14 protein-coding genes and 3 pseudogenes are annotated in these 16,342 nt (G+C 72.1%); 11 read left to right on the top strand and 6 right to left on the bottom strand.

From position 1 onward, the window contains the following. The first annotated feature begins 5 nt into the window (after nucleotides 1-5). From GBN72_RS35950 to GBN72_RS32585, 3 genes are all read left to right on the top strand, one after another. Nucleotides 6-116 carry an SGM_5486 family transporter-associated protein gene (locus GBN72_RS35950; protein WP_281372112.1) on the top strand — a complete coding sequence of 37 codons (111 nt, stop codon included), beginning with the start codon at nucleotides 6-8 and terminating at the stop codon, nucleotides 114-116. Between the two features lie 296 nt (nucleotides 117-412). Then, nucleotides 413-634: a hypothetical protein gene (locus GBN72_RS32590; protein WP_151775597.1), complete on the top strand. Its 222-nt coding sequence runs from the start codon at nucleotides 413-415 to the stop codon at nucleotides 632-634. Nucleotides 635-712: 78 nt separating this feature from the next. Next, nucleotides 713-1,231, top strand: coding sequence for a SixA phosphatase family protein (locus tag GBN72_RS32585; RefSeq protein WP_151775596.1), 519 nt, complete (start codon nucleotides 713-715; stop codon nucleotides 1,229-1,231). 84 nt (nucleotides 1,232-1,315) lie between these two features. Here GBN72_RS32585 and serB read toward each other — a convergent pair whose 3' ends face one another. Then, on the bottom strand, nucleotides 1,316-2,527 hold the full coding sequence (gene serB, locus GBN72_RS32580) for a phosphoserine phosphatase SerB (RefSeq protein WP_151775595.1): 1,212 nt from the start codon (nucleotides 2,525-2,527) through the stop codon (nucleotides 1,316-1,318). Between the two features lie 362 nt (nucleotides 2,528-2,889). Between serB and GBN72_RS32575 the strand changes: the two genes are divergently transcribed. After that, entirely contained in the window at nucleotides 2,890-5,436 is a 2,547-nt protein-coding gene (locus tag GBN72_RS32575) for an FHA domain-containing protein (protein ID WP_439959844.1), read from the top strand. Between the two features lie 112 nt (nucleotides 5,437-5,548). On the opposite strand, the gene GBN72_RS32570 is transcribed toward GBN72_RS32575, so the two are convergent. Continuing rightward, nucleotides 5,549-6,286, bottom strand: a complete 738-nt coding sequence (locus tag GBN72_RS32570) for a transglycosylase SLT domain-containing protein (RefSeq protein ID WP_151775593.1) — start codon at nucleotides 6,284-6,286, stop codon at nucleotides 5,549-5,551. A gap of 464 nt (nucleotides 6,287-6,750) precedes the next feature. Between GBN72_RS32570 and GBN72_RS36250 the strand changes: the two are divergent. The 3 genes and pseudogenes from GBN72_RS36250 to GBN72_RS32560 all read left to right on the top strand — a co-directional run. Continuing rightward, a pseudogene (locus GBN72_RS36250) lies at nucleotides 6,751-7,164 on the top strand (GAF domain-containing protein); the annotation flags it as partial. A 126-nt stretch (nucleotides 7,165-7,290) separates the two neighbouring features. Beyond that, nucleotides 7,291-8,010 (top strand): annotated as a pseudogene (locus tag GBN72_RS36245) (sensor histidine kinase); the annotation flags it as partial. Then, a complete protein-coding gene (locus tag GBN72_RS32560; protein ID WP_151775591.1) occupies nucleotides 8,003-8,638 on the top strand; it encodes a response regulator in 636 nt (211 codons plus the stop codon). The pseudogene GBN72_RS36245 and the gene GBN72_RS32560, both read left to right, overlap by 8 nt. Nucleotides 8,639-9,155: 517 nt before the next feature. Here GBN72_RS32560 and GBN72_RS32555 read toward each other — a convergent pair. After that, nucleotides 9,156-9,959, bottom strand: coding sequence for an Rv1486c family protein (locus GBN72_RS32555; RefSeq protein WP_151775590.1), 804 nt, complete (start codon nucleotides 9,957-9,959; stop codon nucleotides 9,156-9,158). Nucleotides 9,960-10,116: 157 nt separating this feature from the next. On the opposite strand from GBN72_RS32555, the gene GBN72_RS32550 reads away from it, so the two are divergent. The 3 genes from GBN72_RS32550 (at nucleotide 10,117) to GBN72_RS32540 (ending at nucleotide 12,631) form a co-directional block, all read left to right on the top strand. Beyond that, nucleotides 10,117-10,914, top strand: a complete 798-nt coding sequence (locus GBN72_RS32550) for an ABC transporter ATP-binding protein (protein WP_151775589.1) — start codon at nucleotides 10,117-10,119, stop codon at nucleotides 10,912-10,914. A gap of 129 nt (nucleotides 10,915-11,043) precedes the next feature. After that, nucleotides 11,044-11,469 carry an NfeD family protein gene (locus GBN72_RS32545; RefSeq protein WP_151775588.1) on the top strand — a complete coding sequence of 142 codons (426 nt, stop codon included), beginning with the start codon at nucleotides 11,044-11,046 and terminating at the stop codon, nucleotides 11,467-11,469. Between the two features lie 208 nt (nucleotides 11,470-11,677). Further along, on the top strand, nucleotides 11,678-12,631 hold the full coding sequence (locus tag GBN72_RS32540) for an SPFH domain-containing protein (protein ID WP_151775587.1): 954 nt from the start codon (nucleotides 11,678-11,680) through the stop codon (nucleotides 12,629-12,631). A 135-nt stretch (nucleotides 12,632-12,766) separates the two neighbouring features. Here the strand turns inward: GBN72_RS32540 and GBN72_RS32535 are convergent, their stop codons facing one another. The 3 genes from GBN72_RS32535 to GBN72_RS32525 form a co-directional block, all read right to left on the bottom strand. Further along, entirely contained in the window at nucleotides 12,767-13,279 is a 513-nt protein-coding gene (locus GBN72_RS32535) for an HNH endonuclease (protein WP_151775586.1), read from the bottom strand. A 178-nt stretch (nucleotides 13,280-13,457) separates the two neighbouring features. Further along, nucleotides 13,458-13,997 carry a YbhB/YbcL family Raf kinase inhibitor-like protein gene (locus GBN72_RS32530; RefSeq protein ID WP_151775585.1) on the bottom strand — a complete coding sequence of 180 codons (540 nt, stop codon included), beginning with the start codon at nucleotides 13,995-13,997 and terminating at the stop codon, nucleotides 13,458-13,460. Nucleotides 13,998-14,057: 60 nt separating this feature from the next. Next, on the bottom strand, nucleotides 14,058-14,843 hold the full coding sequence (locus tag GBN72_RS32525; RefSeq protein WP_151775584.1) for a sporulation protein: 786 nt from the start codon (nucleotides 14,841-14,843) through the stop codon (nucleotides 14,058-14,060). A 197-nt stretch (nucleotides 14,844-15,040) separates the two neighbouring features. On the opposite strand from GBN72_RS32525, the pseudogene GBN72_RS32520 reads away from it, so the two are divergent. Further along, nucleotides 15,041-15,747, top strand: a pseudogene (locus GBN72_RS32520) (DNA-3-methyladenine glycosylase). Nucleotides 15,748-16,342 lie beyond the last annotated feature (595 nt).

The raw sequence follows: 16,342 nt of genomic DNA, 5'->3' as shown, positions 1-16,342 counted from the left end.
CCATGGTGCTCGACCCGAACCCCCAGAACGGCCAGAAGAAGCTGCTGCTCGTCCTCGGCTCGTTCCTGCTCATCATGGTGATCATCGGCGTCATCGCCTCGATCGCCGCCCCCTGACCTCCCCCGACGGCCCCGACAGTCCTGCGGCCCCGGCGGCCCCCGCCGTGACCGCGGTCCCGGCGGTCCCTGCCGGAACCGCGCACGCCCGCCTCGGGTGGCGGGGTGGGGCCAGTGGGGTGGGGCCGGCAGGGTGGGGCTGTCCCCACGTCCCCTAGGGGACGTTCCTCAGGGTCGAATGGGTGGATCACCGGATGTGACGCACTACGCCCGTTGCGTAGCGTCGGAGCGTGGCCCTGGGACGGCCACCGGCCGTGCGACGGCCGGGACGCGCCCCTACAGCATCCGGAGGCATCATGCCGGTCCGTACGACGACCTCCTGCCCCGCCCCGGCGACCGGTGACGGCTCCGCTCCGGGCACCGGCTCCGGCCCCGACGCCAGGCTGCCCTGGTGGGGCCTCGCCCTGCCCGTCCTGGCCTTCGTGACGCTGCTCCTGCTGGTCGCCGATCCCGCCGCCGGCGCGGGCCCCGGCGGCGGCGTACTGCTGACCCGGCTGGCGGAGATGGCCGGCCGCTGACACGCCCGTCCACCCCGGCCCGGTGACGCCTGCCAACTCCCAGCGCCTCGCCGCCCCTTTCGTGCAAAGCTGGGATCCATGAGCGTCGCAGAACCCCGCAGGATCGTCCTTTTCCGGCATGCGAAGGCCGACTGGCCCGACGTCGCCGACCACGAACGGCCGCTCGCCGAGCGGGGGCGCATGGACGCCCCGGTCGCCGGCCGCAAGCTCGCCGACTCCGGCATCCCCTTCGACCTGGCCCTCTGCTCCACCGCGAACCGCACCCGCGAGACCTGGAAGCTCGCCGTGCACGAGTTCCCCCAGCGGCCGCGGACGGTCTACGAGGAGCGGATCTACGAGGCGACCCCCGGCGAGCTCGTCGCCGTGCTGAACGAGACACCCGACGAGGCGGGCAACGTCCTCCTGATCGGCCACAACCCCGGCGTCCACGGCCTCGCCGAGGTGCTGGCGGGCTCCGCCGAGGGCGACGCGGGGGAGCGGATGGCCCGGCGTGGTTTCCCCACCGCCGCCTTCGCGGTGCTCACCTTCACCGGTTCCTGGAAGTCCCTGGAACCGGGCGTGTGCACGCTGACCGACTACTGGGCGCCCACCAAGTGACGAACGGCGCGCCTCGCCGGGGATCCGCCCCCGGCGCGGCGCGCCCGGCCCTTGCCCGCCCCGTCCGCCGACCGCGGACGGCGGTCAGTTCTCGACGAGGCCCCCGTCGGCGGCCTCGACCTCCTCGCGGCTGATGCCCAGCAGATAGAGCACCGTGTCCAGGAACGGCACGTTCACCGCCGTGTGGGCGGCCTCCCGGACCACCGGCTTGGCGTTGAAGGCGACACCCAGACCCGCCGTGTTCAGCATGTCCAGGTCGTTGGCGCCGTCGCCGATCGCCACCGTCTGGGCCAGCGGCACCCCCGCCTCCGCCGCGAACCGGCGCAGCAGCCGCGCCTTGCCCGCGCGGTCCACCACCTCGCCGATCACCCGGCCGGTCAGCCGGCCGTCGACGATCTCCAGCGTGTTGGCCTGCGCGAAGTCCAGGCCCAGACGCTCCTTCAGGTCGTCGGTCACCTGGGTGAAGCCGCCCGACACCACGCCCACCTGGTAGCCCAGCCGCTTCAGCGTGCGCACCAGGGTGCGCGCGCCCGGCGTCAGCCGCACCTCGCTGCGCACCTTCTCGACCACCGAGGCGTCCAGGCCCTCCAGCAGCGCCACCCGGGCGTGCAGCGACTGCTCGAAGTCCAGCTCGCCGCGCATCGCCGCCGCCGTCACCTCGGCGACCTTCTCCTCGCAGCCGGCATGGGCGGCGAAGAGCTCGATGACCTCGTCCTGGATGAGCGTGGAGTCCACGTCCATCACCACCAGCCGCTGCGCCCGGCGGTGCAGCCCCGCCGACACCACCGCGATGTCCACGCCGAGCGCGGCGGCCTCGGTCGCCAGGGCGGTGCGCAGCGGCGCCGTCTCCACGCCGGAGACCGCGAACTCCACGGCCGTCACCGGGTACTTCGCCAGACGGAAGATACGGTCGATGTTGCCGCCGGCGCCGGTGATCCGGGACGTGATCGCGGCGGTCGACCCGGCGGTCAGCGGGTTGCCCAGCACGGTGACGATGGACCGGCCGCTGCCGCGCGGCCGGTTGTCACCGGTGCCGGAGAGGATCTCCGCCTCCAGCTTGACCGACCCGGCCCAGCTGTGGACGGCGGCCCGCAGATCGCCCTCCTGACCGGCGGGCGGCGGGGTGATCAGGGCGCAGAGCACCATCCGGCCGCGGATGACGACCTGCTCGATGTCGACGACGTCGACACGGTAGGCGGTGAGGGTCTCGAACAGACCGGCGGTGGTCCCGGGGCGGTCCTTGCCGAAAATCTTGACGAGGAGAGTGGGGACGTCGGAGTTCTGCGCAGCGCTCATGGTCCTCCCACCGTATCCGCCCACCCGCCCCGTCCGCCCCACCGGTCCGCCACCCGGACGCCCCGGCCCCCCCACCTCGTCGCCTCCCGCCGAGCGCCGCCGTCCGCCGCCCCCGCGGCCGGGCCGCGGCCGCCCCCGCGGCCGGAAAGGCGCGGGTGCGGCCCCGTCCGATCGCACGGTTGGACCCCCTCTGCCCGCTTTCGCGTCATCGCCGGGTCCGGTGAAGATGGCGATTCGGTACCTGTCCATGGGTCCCGCTTCCGGTCGCCCCTCGTCGCCTGGGATAGTTCCCCCGGACGTTCGACTTCCCTGGACTCCCTGTGTCGGGGGCCAATTCGGGGGACAACTCAGTGGGGCATGGAGTGCCAGAACTCGTACTCGAATTCAACGGACGGACGTGGACGCTCGATTCGTCCAGGTCCTACACGATCGGCCGGGACCCGCAAGGGGACTTGGTCCTCGACGACGCCAGGGTCTCCTGGCGCCACGCCACCGTCAGCCACGCCGACGGTGGCTGGGTGCTCGAGGACCACGGTTCCACCAACGGCACCTTCGTGCGGGGGCAGCGGGTCCAGCGGACGCGGCTCGAGCCCGGCACCCCGGTCCATCTCGGCAACGCGACCGACGGCCCGCGGCTGAATACCGCCGCGGCCGCTCCGGCCGCGCAGCCGCTGCAGCACGCCTCGGCGCCGGCGCAGGCCCAGCCGCAGCCCGCCGCGCCGCACGCGCAGCCGCAGCCCTACCAGGGCGGCGCGCCGCAGCAGCCCCCGCAGACACCGCAGCCCCCGCAGGCCGGCGGCTGGGGCCCCCGGCCGCCGCAGCCGCAGCAGCAGTCGCAGCCGCCGTTCCCGCACCAGGCGGGCCCCGCCGGCGCGCACCCGGTCCACGCGGAACGCAGCCCCACCACCTTCCACCAGCTGGCCCTCGGCCGGGTGATGCGCATCGGCCGCGCCCTGGAGAACGAGCTGGTCGTCTCCGACCTCCAGGTCTCCCGGAACCACGCCGAGTTCCACGCCATGCCCGACGGCCGCTGCGAGATCCGCGACCTCGGCTCGCACAACGGCACCTACGTCAACGGCCAGCCGATACCCAAGGGCGGTACCCGGGTCCTCGGCCCGTCCGACGTCATCGGCGTGGGCCACTCGACGTTCCGGCTGGTCGGCGACCGGCTGGAGGAGTTCGTCGACACCGGCGAGGTCAGCTTCTCGGCCCGCCACCTCACGGTGACCGTCGACGGCGGCAAGCAGATCCTCAAGGACGTCTCGTTCGCCGTCCCCGAGAAGTCGCTGGTCGCGGTGATCGGCCCGTCCGGTTCCGGCAAGTCGACCCTGCTCAAGGCCCTCACCGGCTACCGGCCCGCAGACCAGGGCGACGTCCTCTACGACAACCGGAACCTGTACAAGCAGTTCGCCGAGCTCCGCCAGCGCATCGGTCTGGTCCCGCAGGACGACATCCTGCACAAGGAGCTCACCGTCAAGAAGGCCCTCGGCTACGCGGCCAAGCTCCGCTTCCCCGCGGACACCACGTCCGCCGAGCGCGCGGCCCGGATCGACGAGGTGCTGCGCGAGCTCAAGCTCGACGTGCACAAGGACAAGAAGGTCACCTCGCTCTCCGGCGGCCAGCGCAAGCGCGTCTCGGTGGCGCTGGAGCTGCTGACCAAGCCGTCGCTGATCTTCCTGGACGAGCCCACCTCCGGCCTCGACCCGGGCATGGACCGCGACGTGATGCAGCTGCTCCGCGGCCTGGCCGACGACGGCCGCACGGTCCTGGTGGTCACCCACTCGGTGGCCGAGCTGGCCATCTGCGACAAGCTCCTGGTGATGGCGCCCGGCGGCGCGGTGGCCTACTTCGGCCCGCCGGACGAGGCCCTCAACTTCTTCGGCTACTCCACCTGGGCCGACGTCTTCTCCGCCTTCGAGAACTACCGCGACTACGACTGGGCGGGCCGCTGGAAGGGCTCGCAGCACTACCAGACGTACGCCGCCGACCTCGACGCGGTGGCTCCGCAGACGGCGTACGCGCCGCCGCAGGCCATCCGGCCCCCCAAGCCGCAGGGCTGGTTCTCCCAGTTCCTGACGCTGGTCCGCCGCTATGCCTCGGTGATCGCCTCGGACCGAGGCTTCCTGGCGCTGATGGTGATCCTGCCGGCCGTAATCGGCGCGGTGAGCCTGCTCATCAATCCGGACCGCGGACTGCTGCCCAACCCGCTGAACCCGCAGACCGGGCGGATCGTCCCCAACGGCACGGCCACCACCGTCCTGCTGATCCTCGCGGTCGGCGCCTGCTTCGCGGGCGCCGCCAACTCGGTCCGTGAACTGATCAAGGAACGGGTGATCTACGAGCGGGAGCGGGCCACCGGCCTGTCCCGGTCGGCGTACCTGATGTCCAAGGTCTTCGTGCTGGGCCTGATCACGGTCTTCCAGGGTCTGCTGGTGGGCGTGATCGGCTTCGCGAACCGCGAGATCCCCGAGGAGGGGCTGCTGCTCAAGGGCATGGCGCTGGTCGAGCTCTCGCTGCCGATCATGGGCCTGGGGTTCACCTCGATGATGTTCGGTCTGATCATCTCGGCGCTGGTGAAGACGGCCGAGAAGACCATGCCGCTGCTCGTCATGTTCTCGATCATCCAGGTGGTCTTCACCGGCTGCCTCTTCGCCCTGCACGGCACACCGGGCGTCAACGAGTTCTCGTACCTGATGCCCTCGCGCTGGGCGGTCGCGGCGGCGGGCGCCACGCTCGACTTCAACCGCATCGCCCCGCCGGAGCCCGGCACGGCGAACGACCCGCTGTGGGAGCACACCCTCGGCACATGGTCGCTGGACATGATCGCGCTCATCGGCCTCGGCGCCGTCTGCGGCTTCTTCGTGGCCCGCTTCCTGCGCCGGCACGAGCCGGAGGTCATGCGCAAGTGATCCGGCCGGTCCGCGCCTGAAGCGGGTCTCCGGACATGACGCAAGGGCGGCACCCCGGTGGGGTGCCGCCCTTTCAACGTCAGCGGTTGTCGCTCTGAGGTCCGCGCCTGCCTCAGTACGCGCTGTTGACGTTGTCGATGGTGCCGTAACGGTCGGCGGCGTAGTTGGCCGCGGCCACGATGTTGGCCACCGGGTGGTAGATGTCGTCCGGCGTGCCCTTGACGTGGTACGTCTCGAAGGTCGGCGGGATCACCTGCAGCAGGCCCTTGGACGGGATGCCGTTCTTGGCGTTGATGTCCCAGAGGTTGATCGCCTTCGGGTTGCCCGAAGACTCTCGGATGATGTTCTTGTACAGACCGTGGTACGAGCCCGGAATGTCGTTCTTGTCCATGATGTCGAGGGCCTCGCGGATCCAACCGTCCAGGTTGTTCGCGTAGACCTTCTTCGTCTCGGCCTTCTTGGCGACCGGACGGGCGGCGGAACGGCTGGCTTCCTTCTCCTGGCGCTCCTTGGCGGCCTTCTCGGCAGCGGCCTTCTTGGCAGCGGCCTCGTCGGCGGCCTTCTTCTCCTCGGCCTTCTGCTCCGCCTGCTGGGCGGCCACGGCCTCGGCCTTCACGCTCGCACCCGCGGCCTGGTCGGCGATGTCGGCCTTCACGTTCTGGATCTGACCGGCGCTGTAGACCACCGGCTGGGCCTGGGCGGCCTCGTTGGTGGTGGTCTCGGCGCTGGCCGGGACGACGGTGAAGGCGAGAGCCGCGGCGCTCAGCGCACCGGCACCCGCGATGCCGACCTTCTGCATCTGCTTCTTGGTGGCGGCGGTGCGGTAAGCGGAAAGGTTGAACTTCGGCATGGAACCTCATTCGTTGCGCGGAGGTCGCTCGGCGTCCGGGGGTTCGGACTGTCCGGACGGGCCGGACGGAAGTGCACCCGAGGGGCGTGGCTGCGCCGCGGACGAATCCGCTGCGGTGAGCGACATGAGCAATTCTTAGCGATCGCAAAACGGCCTGGCAATCATGTGATCTACGATCCCGGGTAGGAGAACGTATCCGGCAAATCGGGACAGACGGTGATCTAAAGCCAGTTCAGGCGGGGCAACTATGTCCAGCTTGTCTCCTATCGTCCTTCGTACGTGACGGCCGTCTCGTGGACGGCCTCACACGGCGCCCCCTGCCGCCTCACGCACGGTTGCTTGCGCAATGCGTTCTGTCAGTGGATTTCGGAGGGAGTCCGGGGCCGCTCCGGGACCGGGGACCGGTCTGCTCCTGGTCCTCGCGACCGATCCGGCCCACCCGGGCCGCCGGTAGCGTGACCGCCATGAACGAAGGCACCACCCGCTCGCCCGCCGGCCTGGCCGCCGTCAGCGACGCGCTGCTGGCCATGAGCCGGCGCCTGGAGGTGGGGGACGTCCTCAAGACGATCGTCTCCCGCGCCCGCGAGCTGCTCGGCGCCCGCTACGCCGCCCTGGGTGTGCCCGACGACTGCGGCGGCTTCGCCCGCTTCGTGGTCGACGGCGTCGACGAGCGGACCTGGAAGGCCATCGGCCCCCTCCCGCGCCAGCACGGCATCCTCGCCGCCATGCTGCACGAGGGCCCGCAGCGCCTCGACGACGTCCGCGCCGACCCCCGCTTCGAGGGCTGGCCCGCAGCCCACCCGGAGATGACCGACTTCCTCGGCATGCCGATCCGCGACGGCGACGAGATCCTCGGCGCCCTCTACCTGGCGAACAAGGAGAGGACGCACGAGGCGGCGACGGAAGGGGAGACGACGGCCGGGGGCGCGACGGAGGGGCAGAGCACGGACCAGGAGGGGGCGGGCCCCGTGGGGGCCGGTCCGCGGGCCCCCGCGGCCGAGCCCGACGCCTGCGGCTTCACAGAGGAGGACGAGGAACTGCTGTCCCTCTTCGCCCAGCACGCCGCCATCGCCCTCACCAACGCGCGCCTCTACGAGCGCAGCCGCGAGCTCACCATCGCCGAGGAGCGCTCCCGCCTCGCCCACGAGCTGCACGACGCGGTCAGCCAGAAGCTGTTCTCACTCCGCCTCACCGCCCAGGCCGCCGCCACCCTGATCGACCGGGCGCCCGCCCGCGCCAAGGAGGCCATGGGCGAGGTCGCCGCACTGGCCGCCGAGGCCACCGACGAACTGCGCGCCGCGGTGATCGAACTGCGGCCCGCCGCACTCGACGAGGACGGCCTGGTCGCCACCCTGCGCAGCCAGATCCAGGTCCTCGACCGCGCCCACACCGCCCGGGTCTCCTTCACCAGCCACGACGTGCGCGCCCTGCCCGCCGCGCAGGAGGCCGCGCTGCTGCGCGTCGCCCAGGAGGCCCTGCACAACGCCCTCCGGCACGGCGACCCGCGCAACGTCGAGGTCGTCCTGGAACGCCGCGGGCCCAAGGCCGTGCTGCGGGTCGGCGACGACGGCCGGGGATTCGCGCCGGAGGCCGTGCTCACAGCGGGCCGGCACCTCGGCCTGGTCTCCATGCGGGACCGCGCCACCGGCGTGGGCGGCACCCTCACGGTCAGATCGGCGCCCGGTGAGGGCGCCGTCGTGGAGATGGAGGTTCCCGGTGGCTGACCCGGTCAAGGTCCTGCTCGTCGACGACCACCAGGTGGTCCGGCGAGGACTGCGCACCTTCCTCGAGGTGCAGGACGACATCGAGGTCGTCGGCGAGGCCGCGGACGGCGAGGAGGGCGTCGCCCGCGCGGAGGAGCTGCGGCCCGACGTCGTCCTGCTGGACATCCGGATGCCCGGCTCCGACGGCATCGAGGCCCTGCGCCGCCTGCGCGCCCTGGGCAACCCGGCCCGCGTCCTGGTGGTGACCAGCTTCACCGAGCGCCGCACCGTGGTCCCCGCGCTGCGGGCGGGCGCCGCCGGATACCTCTACAAGGACGTCGACCCCGACGCCCTCGCCAAGGCCATCCGCTCGGTCCACGCGGGCCAGACCGTCCTCCAGCCGGAGGTCGCCGAGGCCCTCCTCTCCCAGGAGGAGGGCGCGGGCGAAGGCCGGGGCGCCACCCTCACCGAGAGGGAGCGGGACGTCCTGGGCCTGATCGCCGACGGCCGCTCCAACCGCGAGATCGCCCGCTCGCTCTTCCTCAGCGAGAAGACGGTCAAGACGCACGTCTCCAACATCCTCATGAAGCTCGACGTCGCCGACCGCACGCAGGCCGCCCTCTGGGCGGTCCGCAACGACCACTCCTGATGCCCGGGGCCCACCCGGCAGCGCCGCGTGGGGCCCGGGTTCCGGGGGCACGGCTCGCGCGGGCCCCGGCGCGGGGGCCGACGCACCGCGCGAGGGGCTGGTTGCCGCAGAGGCGGCGAGGCCCCGGCCCTGGCTGGGGGCAAGGCCGGGCCGGGGCCGGGGCCGGGTCCTGGGGCCGCTGCGGCGAGCGAGGGGCCTGGCCCGAGGTCGGTGGCCTCTGCGGGGGCCGGCCCGCCGCGCGAGGGGCTGGTTGCCGCAGAGGCGGCGAGGGTCGGCCCTGGCTGGGGACAAGGCCGGGGCCGGGGCCGGGTCCTGGGGCCGCTGCGGCGAGCGAGGGGCCTGGCCCGGGGGCCGGTGGCCTTTGCGGGGGCCGGCGCATCGCGCGAGGGGCGGCCCGGCCGCCGCTGAGGCGGCGAGGAGCGGGCCCGCACGACGGCGCGGGCCCGCCGCAGGGTCCGGCGCCCTCCTCGCACGGCCGTGGCGGGAGCGGCCCGCGGGCCGGTGCCCCCGGTGGCCGTCACCCGCGGTGACGTTCCTCCACCGCCGCGTTGTACGCGGCGACCATCGCCCGCCGGGCCGTCCGCTCCACCGGCCGCAGCGCCTCCCGCCGCGCCGCCATCTCCCCGGCGCTCACCGCGCCCCCGTGCCCCCGCTCGTACGCCAGTGAGACCAGCAGCCCCACCCGCTCGGCCAGCCGCAGCACCCGCGCGGCCCGGGGCGGATAACCCGGAGCCAGCGCGTCACGCCCGTGCACCCGCTCCGCCCGCGCCCGGTACGCGTCCAGCGCCGCCTCCGCCACCGGACCCGACGCCGCCACGTCCAGCCGCGTCAGCACCTCGGTCGCCTCCCGCAGCGCCTCCGCCAGCTCCCGTTCCGCCTCACCCAGCGACGGCACGTCGGCCGGCGGCCCCTCCCGCACCGGCAGACAGCGCCAGACGACCTCCACGTGCACGTCCGCGGCGTCACCCGCGCCCTCGGGCCCGGCCTCGTACACCTCCGGCACCAGCCCCAGCGCCACCCCGTGGCAGACGACGGCCTCCTCCGCCTCCAGCGCCCGCGCGTTGAACTCCGCGGGCCCGCTCAGCCCCAGCGGGTGCCCCGGCGCGGGCAGCGCCAGCCGCAGTCCGGTGGCCCCCAGCGCGCGCAGCCGCCCGAGCGCCAGCGACAGACCGACCGGGGCGTCCTCCCCGGGCAGGCCCTCGACCCGGTGCAGCGCGTCGTCCCCGACAATCCCGGCCACCGCGTCGTCAGGCGGGACGAGATGGGCAAGAAGGGCATTTCCCCAGGCGGTCAGGCGCCCGGCACGTGGTTCCGTGAGCATGCGCCCAGCCTAAGGACCGTCCCACTGGATTCCCCAGGACACCGGGTGGCGTAGATTTTTCCGAAAGGGCTGCGCCCGCCGGCGCACACGACAGCCGACACCGGCCGCCGCCGTCACGACGGGGAGGGCCGAGAACGCAAGGGGAGACAGCGCGCTGATGAGCGATGTTCTGGAGCTTGAGGGCGTATCCGTGGTCCGGGAGGGCCGGGCTCTGGTGGACCGGGTCTCCTGGTCGGTGAAGGAGGGGGAGCGCTGGGTCATCCTCGGCCCCAACGGCGCGGGCAAGACCACCCTGCTCAACGTCGCCTCCAGCTACGTCTACCCGAGCAAGGGCACCGCCACCATCCTCGGCGAGACCCTCGGCAGGCCGGGCACCGACGTCTTCGAGCTGCGCCCCCGCATCGGCGTGGCCGGCATCGGCATGGCGGAGAAGCTGCCCAAGCGCCAGACCGTCCTGCAGACCGTGCTCACCGCCGCCTACGGCATGACGGCCGCCTGGCAGGAGGAGTACGAGGACGTCGACAAGGAGCGCGCCGTCGCGTTCCTCGACCGCCTCGGCATGACCGGCTTCATGGACCGCAAGTTCGGCACCCTCTCCGAGGGCGAGCGCAAGCGCACCCTGATCGCCCGCGCTCTGATGACCGACCCCGAGCTGCTCCTCCTCGACGAGCCCGCCGCCGGCCTCGACCTCGGCGGACGCGAGGACCTGGTGCGCCGCCTCGGCCGTCTGGCCCGTGACCCGATCGCCCCCTCGATGATCATGGTGACCCACCACGTCGAGGAGATCGCCCCCGGCTTCACCCACGTCCTGATGATCCGCCAGGGCGAGGTCCTCACCGCCGGCCCCATCGAGCTGGAACTGACCTCCCGCAACCTCTCCCACTGCTTCGGCCTGCCCCTGGTCGTCGAGCAGGTCGGCGACCGCTGGACCGCCCACGGCCTGCCGCTCGCCTAGCCGCCGCCCGCGACCGGGTCACGTCCCGGTGAGTCCAGGGCCGAGCCCGCACCGGGTCCCGTCCGAGCCCTTTTCCGCGCCCCCGTTCGCGCTCTGTCCGCGACGGGGGCGCGGTCCTACCATGAGCGGGTGGACATCGACGCGTGGGTCTGGTGGCTGGTGGCGGCGGCGGTGCTCGGCATCGCCCTGGTGATCACAGCGATGCCCGAACTCGGCATGCTCGCCGTCGGCGCGATCGCCGCGGCGATCACCCGGGGCCTAGGCGGCGGCATCGTGCTCCAGGTGGCCGCCTTCGTGGTCGTCTCCGTGGCGCTGATCGCGGTGGTCCGCCCCATCGCAGCCCGGCACAAATCCCGGCCCCAACTCTCCACCGGGGTCGACGCGTTGCGCGGACGCCGGGCGGTCGTCCTCGAGCGGGTGGACTCACAGGGCGGGCGGATCAAGCTCGCCGGGGAGGTGTGGTCCGCACGCGCCCTGGAACCGGGCCGGGCCTACGAGACGGGCGAGGAGGTGGACGTCGTCGACATCGAGGGCGCGACCGCCGTCGTCCTGTAGGCGCGCAGGCCCGCAGGCCCGCAGGCGCGTAAGGCGCGCCGGCCGAGTCCGGTGATCCGCCGGCTCCGGCGTCCGTCCGGCGAATCGGGCAAGTGGCCGGAACCCGCCCCAGCGGTCACCGGGGTCTGCGAGACTCGGGCGGAAAGATCTTCGACAACCACGCCATCCGCCGCCCGCGACGCGGCCGAGAGGGGTACGGGGAGCCACGATGGAACCGGTCATCATCGTCCTGGTCATTCTGGTGGTGTTGGTCTTCATCGCCCTGATCAAGACCATCCAAGTCATTCCGCAGGCCAGCGCCGCGATCGTCGAGCGATTCGGCCGCTACACCCGCACCCTCAACGCGGGACTCAACATCGTGGTGCCGTTCATCGACACCATCCGCAACCGCATCGACCTCCGTGAGCAGGTCGTCCCGTTCCCGCCCCAGCCGGTGATCACCCAGGACAACCTGGTCGTCAACATCGACACGGTGATCTATTACCAGGTCACCGACGCCCGGGCCGCCACCTACGAGGTGGCCAGCTACATCCAGGCCATCGAGCAGCTCACCGTCACCACGCTCCGCAACATCATCGGCGGCATGGACCTCGAGCGGACCCTCACCTCCCGCGAGGAGATCAACGCCGCCCTGCGCGGCGTCCTCGACGAGGCCACCGGCAAGTGGGGCATCCGCGTCAACCGCGTCGAGCTCAAGGCCATCGAGCCGCCCACCTCCATCCAGGACTCGATGGAGAAGCAGATGCGCGCCGACCGTGACAAGCGCGCCGCGATCCTCCAGGCCGAAGGTGTCCGGCAGTCCGAGATCCTGCGCGCCGAGGGCGAGAAGCAGTCGCAGATCCTGCGCGCCGAGGGTGAGGCCAAGGCCGCCGCGCTCCGCGCCGAGGGTGAGGCCCAGGCGATCCGTACGGTCTTCGAGTCCATCCACGCGGGCGACCCGGACCAGAAGCTGCTCGCCTACCAGTACCTGAAGATGCTCCCGGAGATCGCCCAGGGAGACGCCAACAAGCTCTGGATCGTGCCCAGCGAGATCGGCGACGCCCTCAAGGGCCTCGGCGGCGCCCTCGGCAACTTCACCCCGCAGAACGGCGGTTCACCCGGCTCCGTGCCCAGGCCCGCGTCCGGTGGCGCCGACCGCCTCGAGAAGCCGACCATCGACTGACGACGTCCGGACGCCCGACGCACGCGTCCGGACACCCGACGCCGCTGCGTCCGGGACCGGACCGCGACCGGCGCACGGCCGAGGGCCCGTCACCCCGCCCGGGGTGACGGGCCCTCGGCCGTGCGCCGGCGGGACTCAGGCGGCCGCCCGGACGGCCAGCCAGTCCGGCAGATCGTCGAGATCGCCCCTCCCACCCATCGCCAGCAGCATCGCGTCGGCCGGCGTCGGCTCGAACGGCTCCCGCAGCAACGGCATTCCGGCCTGCTCCGGCGTCCGGTCGGCCTTGCGGTGGTTGTCCTCGGCGCAGGAGGCCACGGTGTTCAGCCAGGAGTCCCTGCCGCCCTGGGCCCGGGGCACCACGTGGTCGACGGTGGTCGCACGGCCACCGCAGTAGGCGCACCGGTGCCTGTCCCGCACCAGCACACCCCGCCTCGACCATGGCGCTTGTCTTCGGAACGGCACCCTGACGTACCGGCAGAGCCTGATCACCCGCGGCGCGGGTATCTCGACCGCCGCGCCCCGCATCCGCAGATCGGGGTGGGCCTGCTCCACGACCGCCTTGTCCTGGAGCACCAGCACCACGGCGCGGTTGAGCGTCACCGTCGACAACGGCTCGAAGCTCGCGTTCAGCACCAGCGTGTCCCGCACAACCAGCCCACCTCTCGTGTGCCGGCCGCCCCCCTGGCAGGCCGGAATCCCACTCTGGCCGGGCGTGCCGCAAGGGACAACGCAATATCCGCCGCCCCTACGGCAGAAAAAGAAGCCCGCCCCTGATCACTTCCAAGACCAGGGGCGGGCAAACGTGCCGTACGGCACCGAGACCGACTCAGCTTCCCGCCGGCACCTCGTACTCGCCGATCAGCTGGGCCCGGGCCAGTGTGTGGAAGCGCAGATTGAATCCGACAGCCGCCGCACTGGTGTCCGCGTCGGGACCGAGGTTTTCCTGGTCGACGGCGTAGACGGTGAACACGTAGCGGTGCGGTCCGTCCCCGGGCGGCGGCGCGGCACCGCCGAAGTCGCGGGTGCCGTAGTCGTTGCGCACGTGCACGGCGCCCTCGGGCAGGCCCTCGAACTTCCCCGACCCCGCACCGGCCGGAAGCTCGGTCACGCCGGCCGGGATGTCGAACAGCACCCAGTGCCAGAAGCCGCTGCCGGTCGGCGCGTCCGGGTCGAAGCAGGTCACCGCGAAGCTCTTGGTCTGCGGCGGGAAGCCCTCCCAGCGCAAGTGCGGCGAGGTGTTGCCCGCCGCGTGCACCTGCGCCCGCGCGAGCGTGCCGCCCGCCTCGACGTCGTCACTCGTCACCGAGAACGACGGCACCTGCGGGTGGAAGTCGTGCGGCAGCGGCGGCCTGGTGGACTCGGTCACCTGGGTACCTCCTGGCTGTGTTTCAGAAAGACTCGGTCCTACTGCTTGTCCCCGCCGAGCCTAGAACCAGTTGCGCCTGCTGCCGACCTCGGACAGCCACTGGTTGAGGTACGCCGCCCAATCGGTCGCCTGGTAGTCGTGGAGGCTCACCTTGAACGAGCGGAAGGTGTCGCTGCCCTCGCTGAACAGCCCCGGCTTCTTGTCCATCTCCAGGACGACGTCCATCTCCGACTGGTCGGCGACGAAGCTGACCTCCACCTGGTTCAGGCCGCGGTACTGCTGCGGGGGAAGGAACTCGATCTCCTGGTAGAACGGCAGCTGCTGCCGGGTGCCGCGGATGTGCCCGCGCTCCAGGTCGGCGTTCTTGAAGCGGAAGCCCAGCCGGACGAAGGCGTCCATGATCGCCTTCTGCGCCGGCAGCGGGTGCACGTTCACCGGGTCGAGGTCGGAGGAGTCCACGGCCCGCGCGATGGCCAGCTCCGTGGTCACACCGACATGCATGCCGCGCAGGGGCGCGCCCTCGATCATCGTGATCGGGGTCTCCCACGGGATGTCGATGCCGAACGGCACCACGTGCGTGGCACCGGCCTGCAGCTGGAAGGCTCCGCCCAACGGCACCTTCAGGAACTCGATGTTCTGCCGGTGCTCCTGGTTGTCACCGCCCTCGACCTCCACCTGCGCCTGGAGACCGACCGCAAGCCCTTCGATCTGCTGGTCGACGGAACCGCCCTGGATCCGCACCTCACCCTGGACCACGCCGCCGGGAACCACGTTGACCTCGGTCAGCACGGTCTCCACCGAGGCGCCGCCGGCCCCGAGACTGGCGAGCAGCTTCTTGAACCCCATCTGTCTCCCTCTCTCCAGGCGCCCCCGTGGGTCCGCGCCCGCTCAGTCGCCCTGCAATCTGTGCTTGCTGACGACTACTGGTAACGCGTGGGGCCGTGGGACGGTTCCTGACCTCCGGATCCCCACATGGCGGACCGACTTCCTCCGCATCCGCGGCCCCACCTGCGATCGGTGCCCCTCCAGTAATCTCGGAGGACATGATCGCGCGCCTCGACCGTACGCCCCCGCCCAGGTCCCACTTCGACGGGCCCGTCGCCCGCGGCACCCAGGGTGTCGCTTCGAGGCGGCCGGCATGAACGTCGAAGACCTCGCCCAAGCCGCTGAGGAAGTCGCCCCGAAGCTGCTCGGCGCCGTCCTCACCCACGAGAGCCCCGAGGGAACCGTGAGCATCGCCGTCACGGAAACCGAGGCGTACTCCGGTGCCGCCGACCCCGCCTCCCACGCCTACCGGGGCAGGACGCCACGCAACGCCGTCATGTTCGGGCCGGCGGGGCACATGTACGTCTACCGGTCCCACGGTCTGCACTGGTGCGCCAACATCGTCACCGGGACGGACGGCATCGCCTCCGCCGTCCTCATCCGGGCGGGCAGGGTCATCGAGGGCGAGGACCTGGCGCGCGAGCGGCGAGGAGACACGGTCGAGGGGCCGCGTCTCGCGCGGGGGCCGGGAAACCTCTGCCAGGCACTCGGCATCACGGCGGAGCACGACGGCGCGGATCTCCTGACGGGCCCCGCGGTCACGCTGTCCGAAGGGGAACCGGTCCCCGCCGAGCTGGTGCGCGTCGGCCCTCGGGTCGGCGTGAGCAAGGCCCACGACTGGCAGCACCGCTTCTATCTGGCGGGTGACCCGACGGTCTCGGCCTACCGGCTGAGCCCGAGGGCCAGGCCGTCCGCCAGAGCCTGAGCCCGCGGTGCGCGTGTGCCGGTGAGTGCCGCTCCGTGCCGACGAGGGCGTCGAGGGTGCCGGACTCACCCGGACGGACGGTCGACTTCCGGCCTGTCATGGAAAGGAACTGGCCAGAATCCCGCGCGCCGGGTCCCGGTGCTGGACTTGGGCCGAGCCCTTCGGCGCCGCGGAGGCCCCCGCGGCGAGGGGTTCCCCGCTCACGACCCCTCGCCGGTGCCCCGCCCCTTCCGACCAGGTACGCAACGACTCCCATGCAGGGGCGGCCGACACAGGGAGCACAGGGACGCCCGATCCCGGGTACCGCTGACCAGCCGGAGGCCTCCGCCCGACTGCCCCTGACGATGGGCTTGACTCGGACCCTCGGGGTCCGTAAGGTAGCCCGAGCCGCAAGACACGGCGGGTGTTCTGCCCTCACCGTGTGCGGCCACTCCACTACTCACTTCTCCCCTTCAGCGGGGCGAATTCTTGCGTGCCCGCACGCCTGTAATTCGAACGGCCGGACTCGATTATGAGTTTCGCTGGGGAGTCGGTTAGCGTAGTGAATGTCGAAAGGCGGACGGACCTGGTCCGAAAGCCCAAGGCAATCCCAGCC

It is taken from the genome of Streptomyces abyssomicinicus (genome assembly GCF_008974245.1).
Classification (GTDB): Bacteria; Actinomycetota; Actinomycetes; order Streptomycetales; family Streptomycetaceae; genus Streptomyces; species Streptomyces abyssomicinicus.
Note: the sequence above shows the minus strand (reverse complement) of the source record. Positions and strands in the feature narration are given on the sequence as shown.

Coding starts and splice junctions, on each gene's coding strand:
- GBN72_RS32570 (WP_151775593.1), bottom strand. CDS start 6,286: ATGCCGAAGTTCAACCTTTCCGCTTACCGCACCGCCGCCACCAAGAAG.
- GBN72_RS32525 (WP_151775584.1), bottom strand. CDS start 14,843: ATGGGGTTCAAGAAGCTGCTCGCCAGTCTCGGGGCCGGCGGCGCCTCG.
- GBN72_RS32540 (WP_151775587.1), top strand. CDS start 11,678: ATGGAACCGGTCATCATCGTCCTGGTCATTCTGGTGGTGTTGGTCTTC.
- GBN72_RS32585 (WP_151775596.1), top strand. CDS start 713: ATGAGCGTCGCAGAACCCCGCAGGATCGTCCTTTTCCGGCATGCGAAG.
- GBN72_RS32555 (WP_151775590.1), bottom strand. CDS start 9,959: ATGCTCACGGAACCACGTGCCGGGCGCCTGACCGCCTGGGGAAATGCC.
- GBN72_RS32550 (WP_151775589.1), top strand. CDS start 10,117: ATGAGCGATGTTCTGGAGCTTGAGGGCGTATCCGTGGTCCGGGAGGGC.
- GBN72_RS32590 (WP_151775597.1), top strand. CDS start 413: ATGCCGGTCCGTACGACGACCTCCTGCCCCGCCCCGGCGACCGGTGAC.
- serB (WP_151775595.1), bottom strand. CDS start 2,527: ATGAGCGCTGCGCAGAACTCCGACGTCCCCACTCTCCTCGTCAAGATT.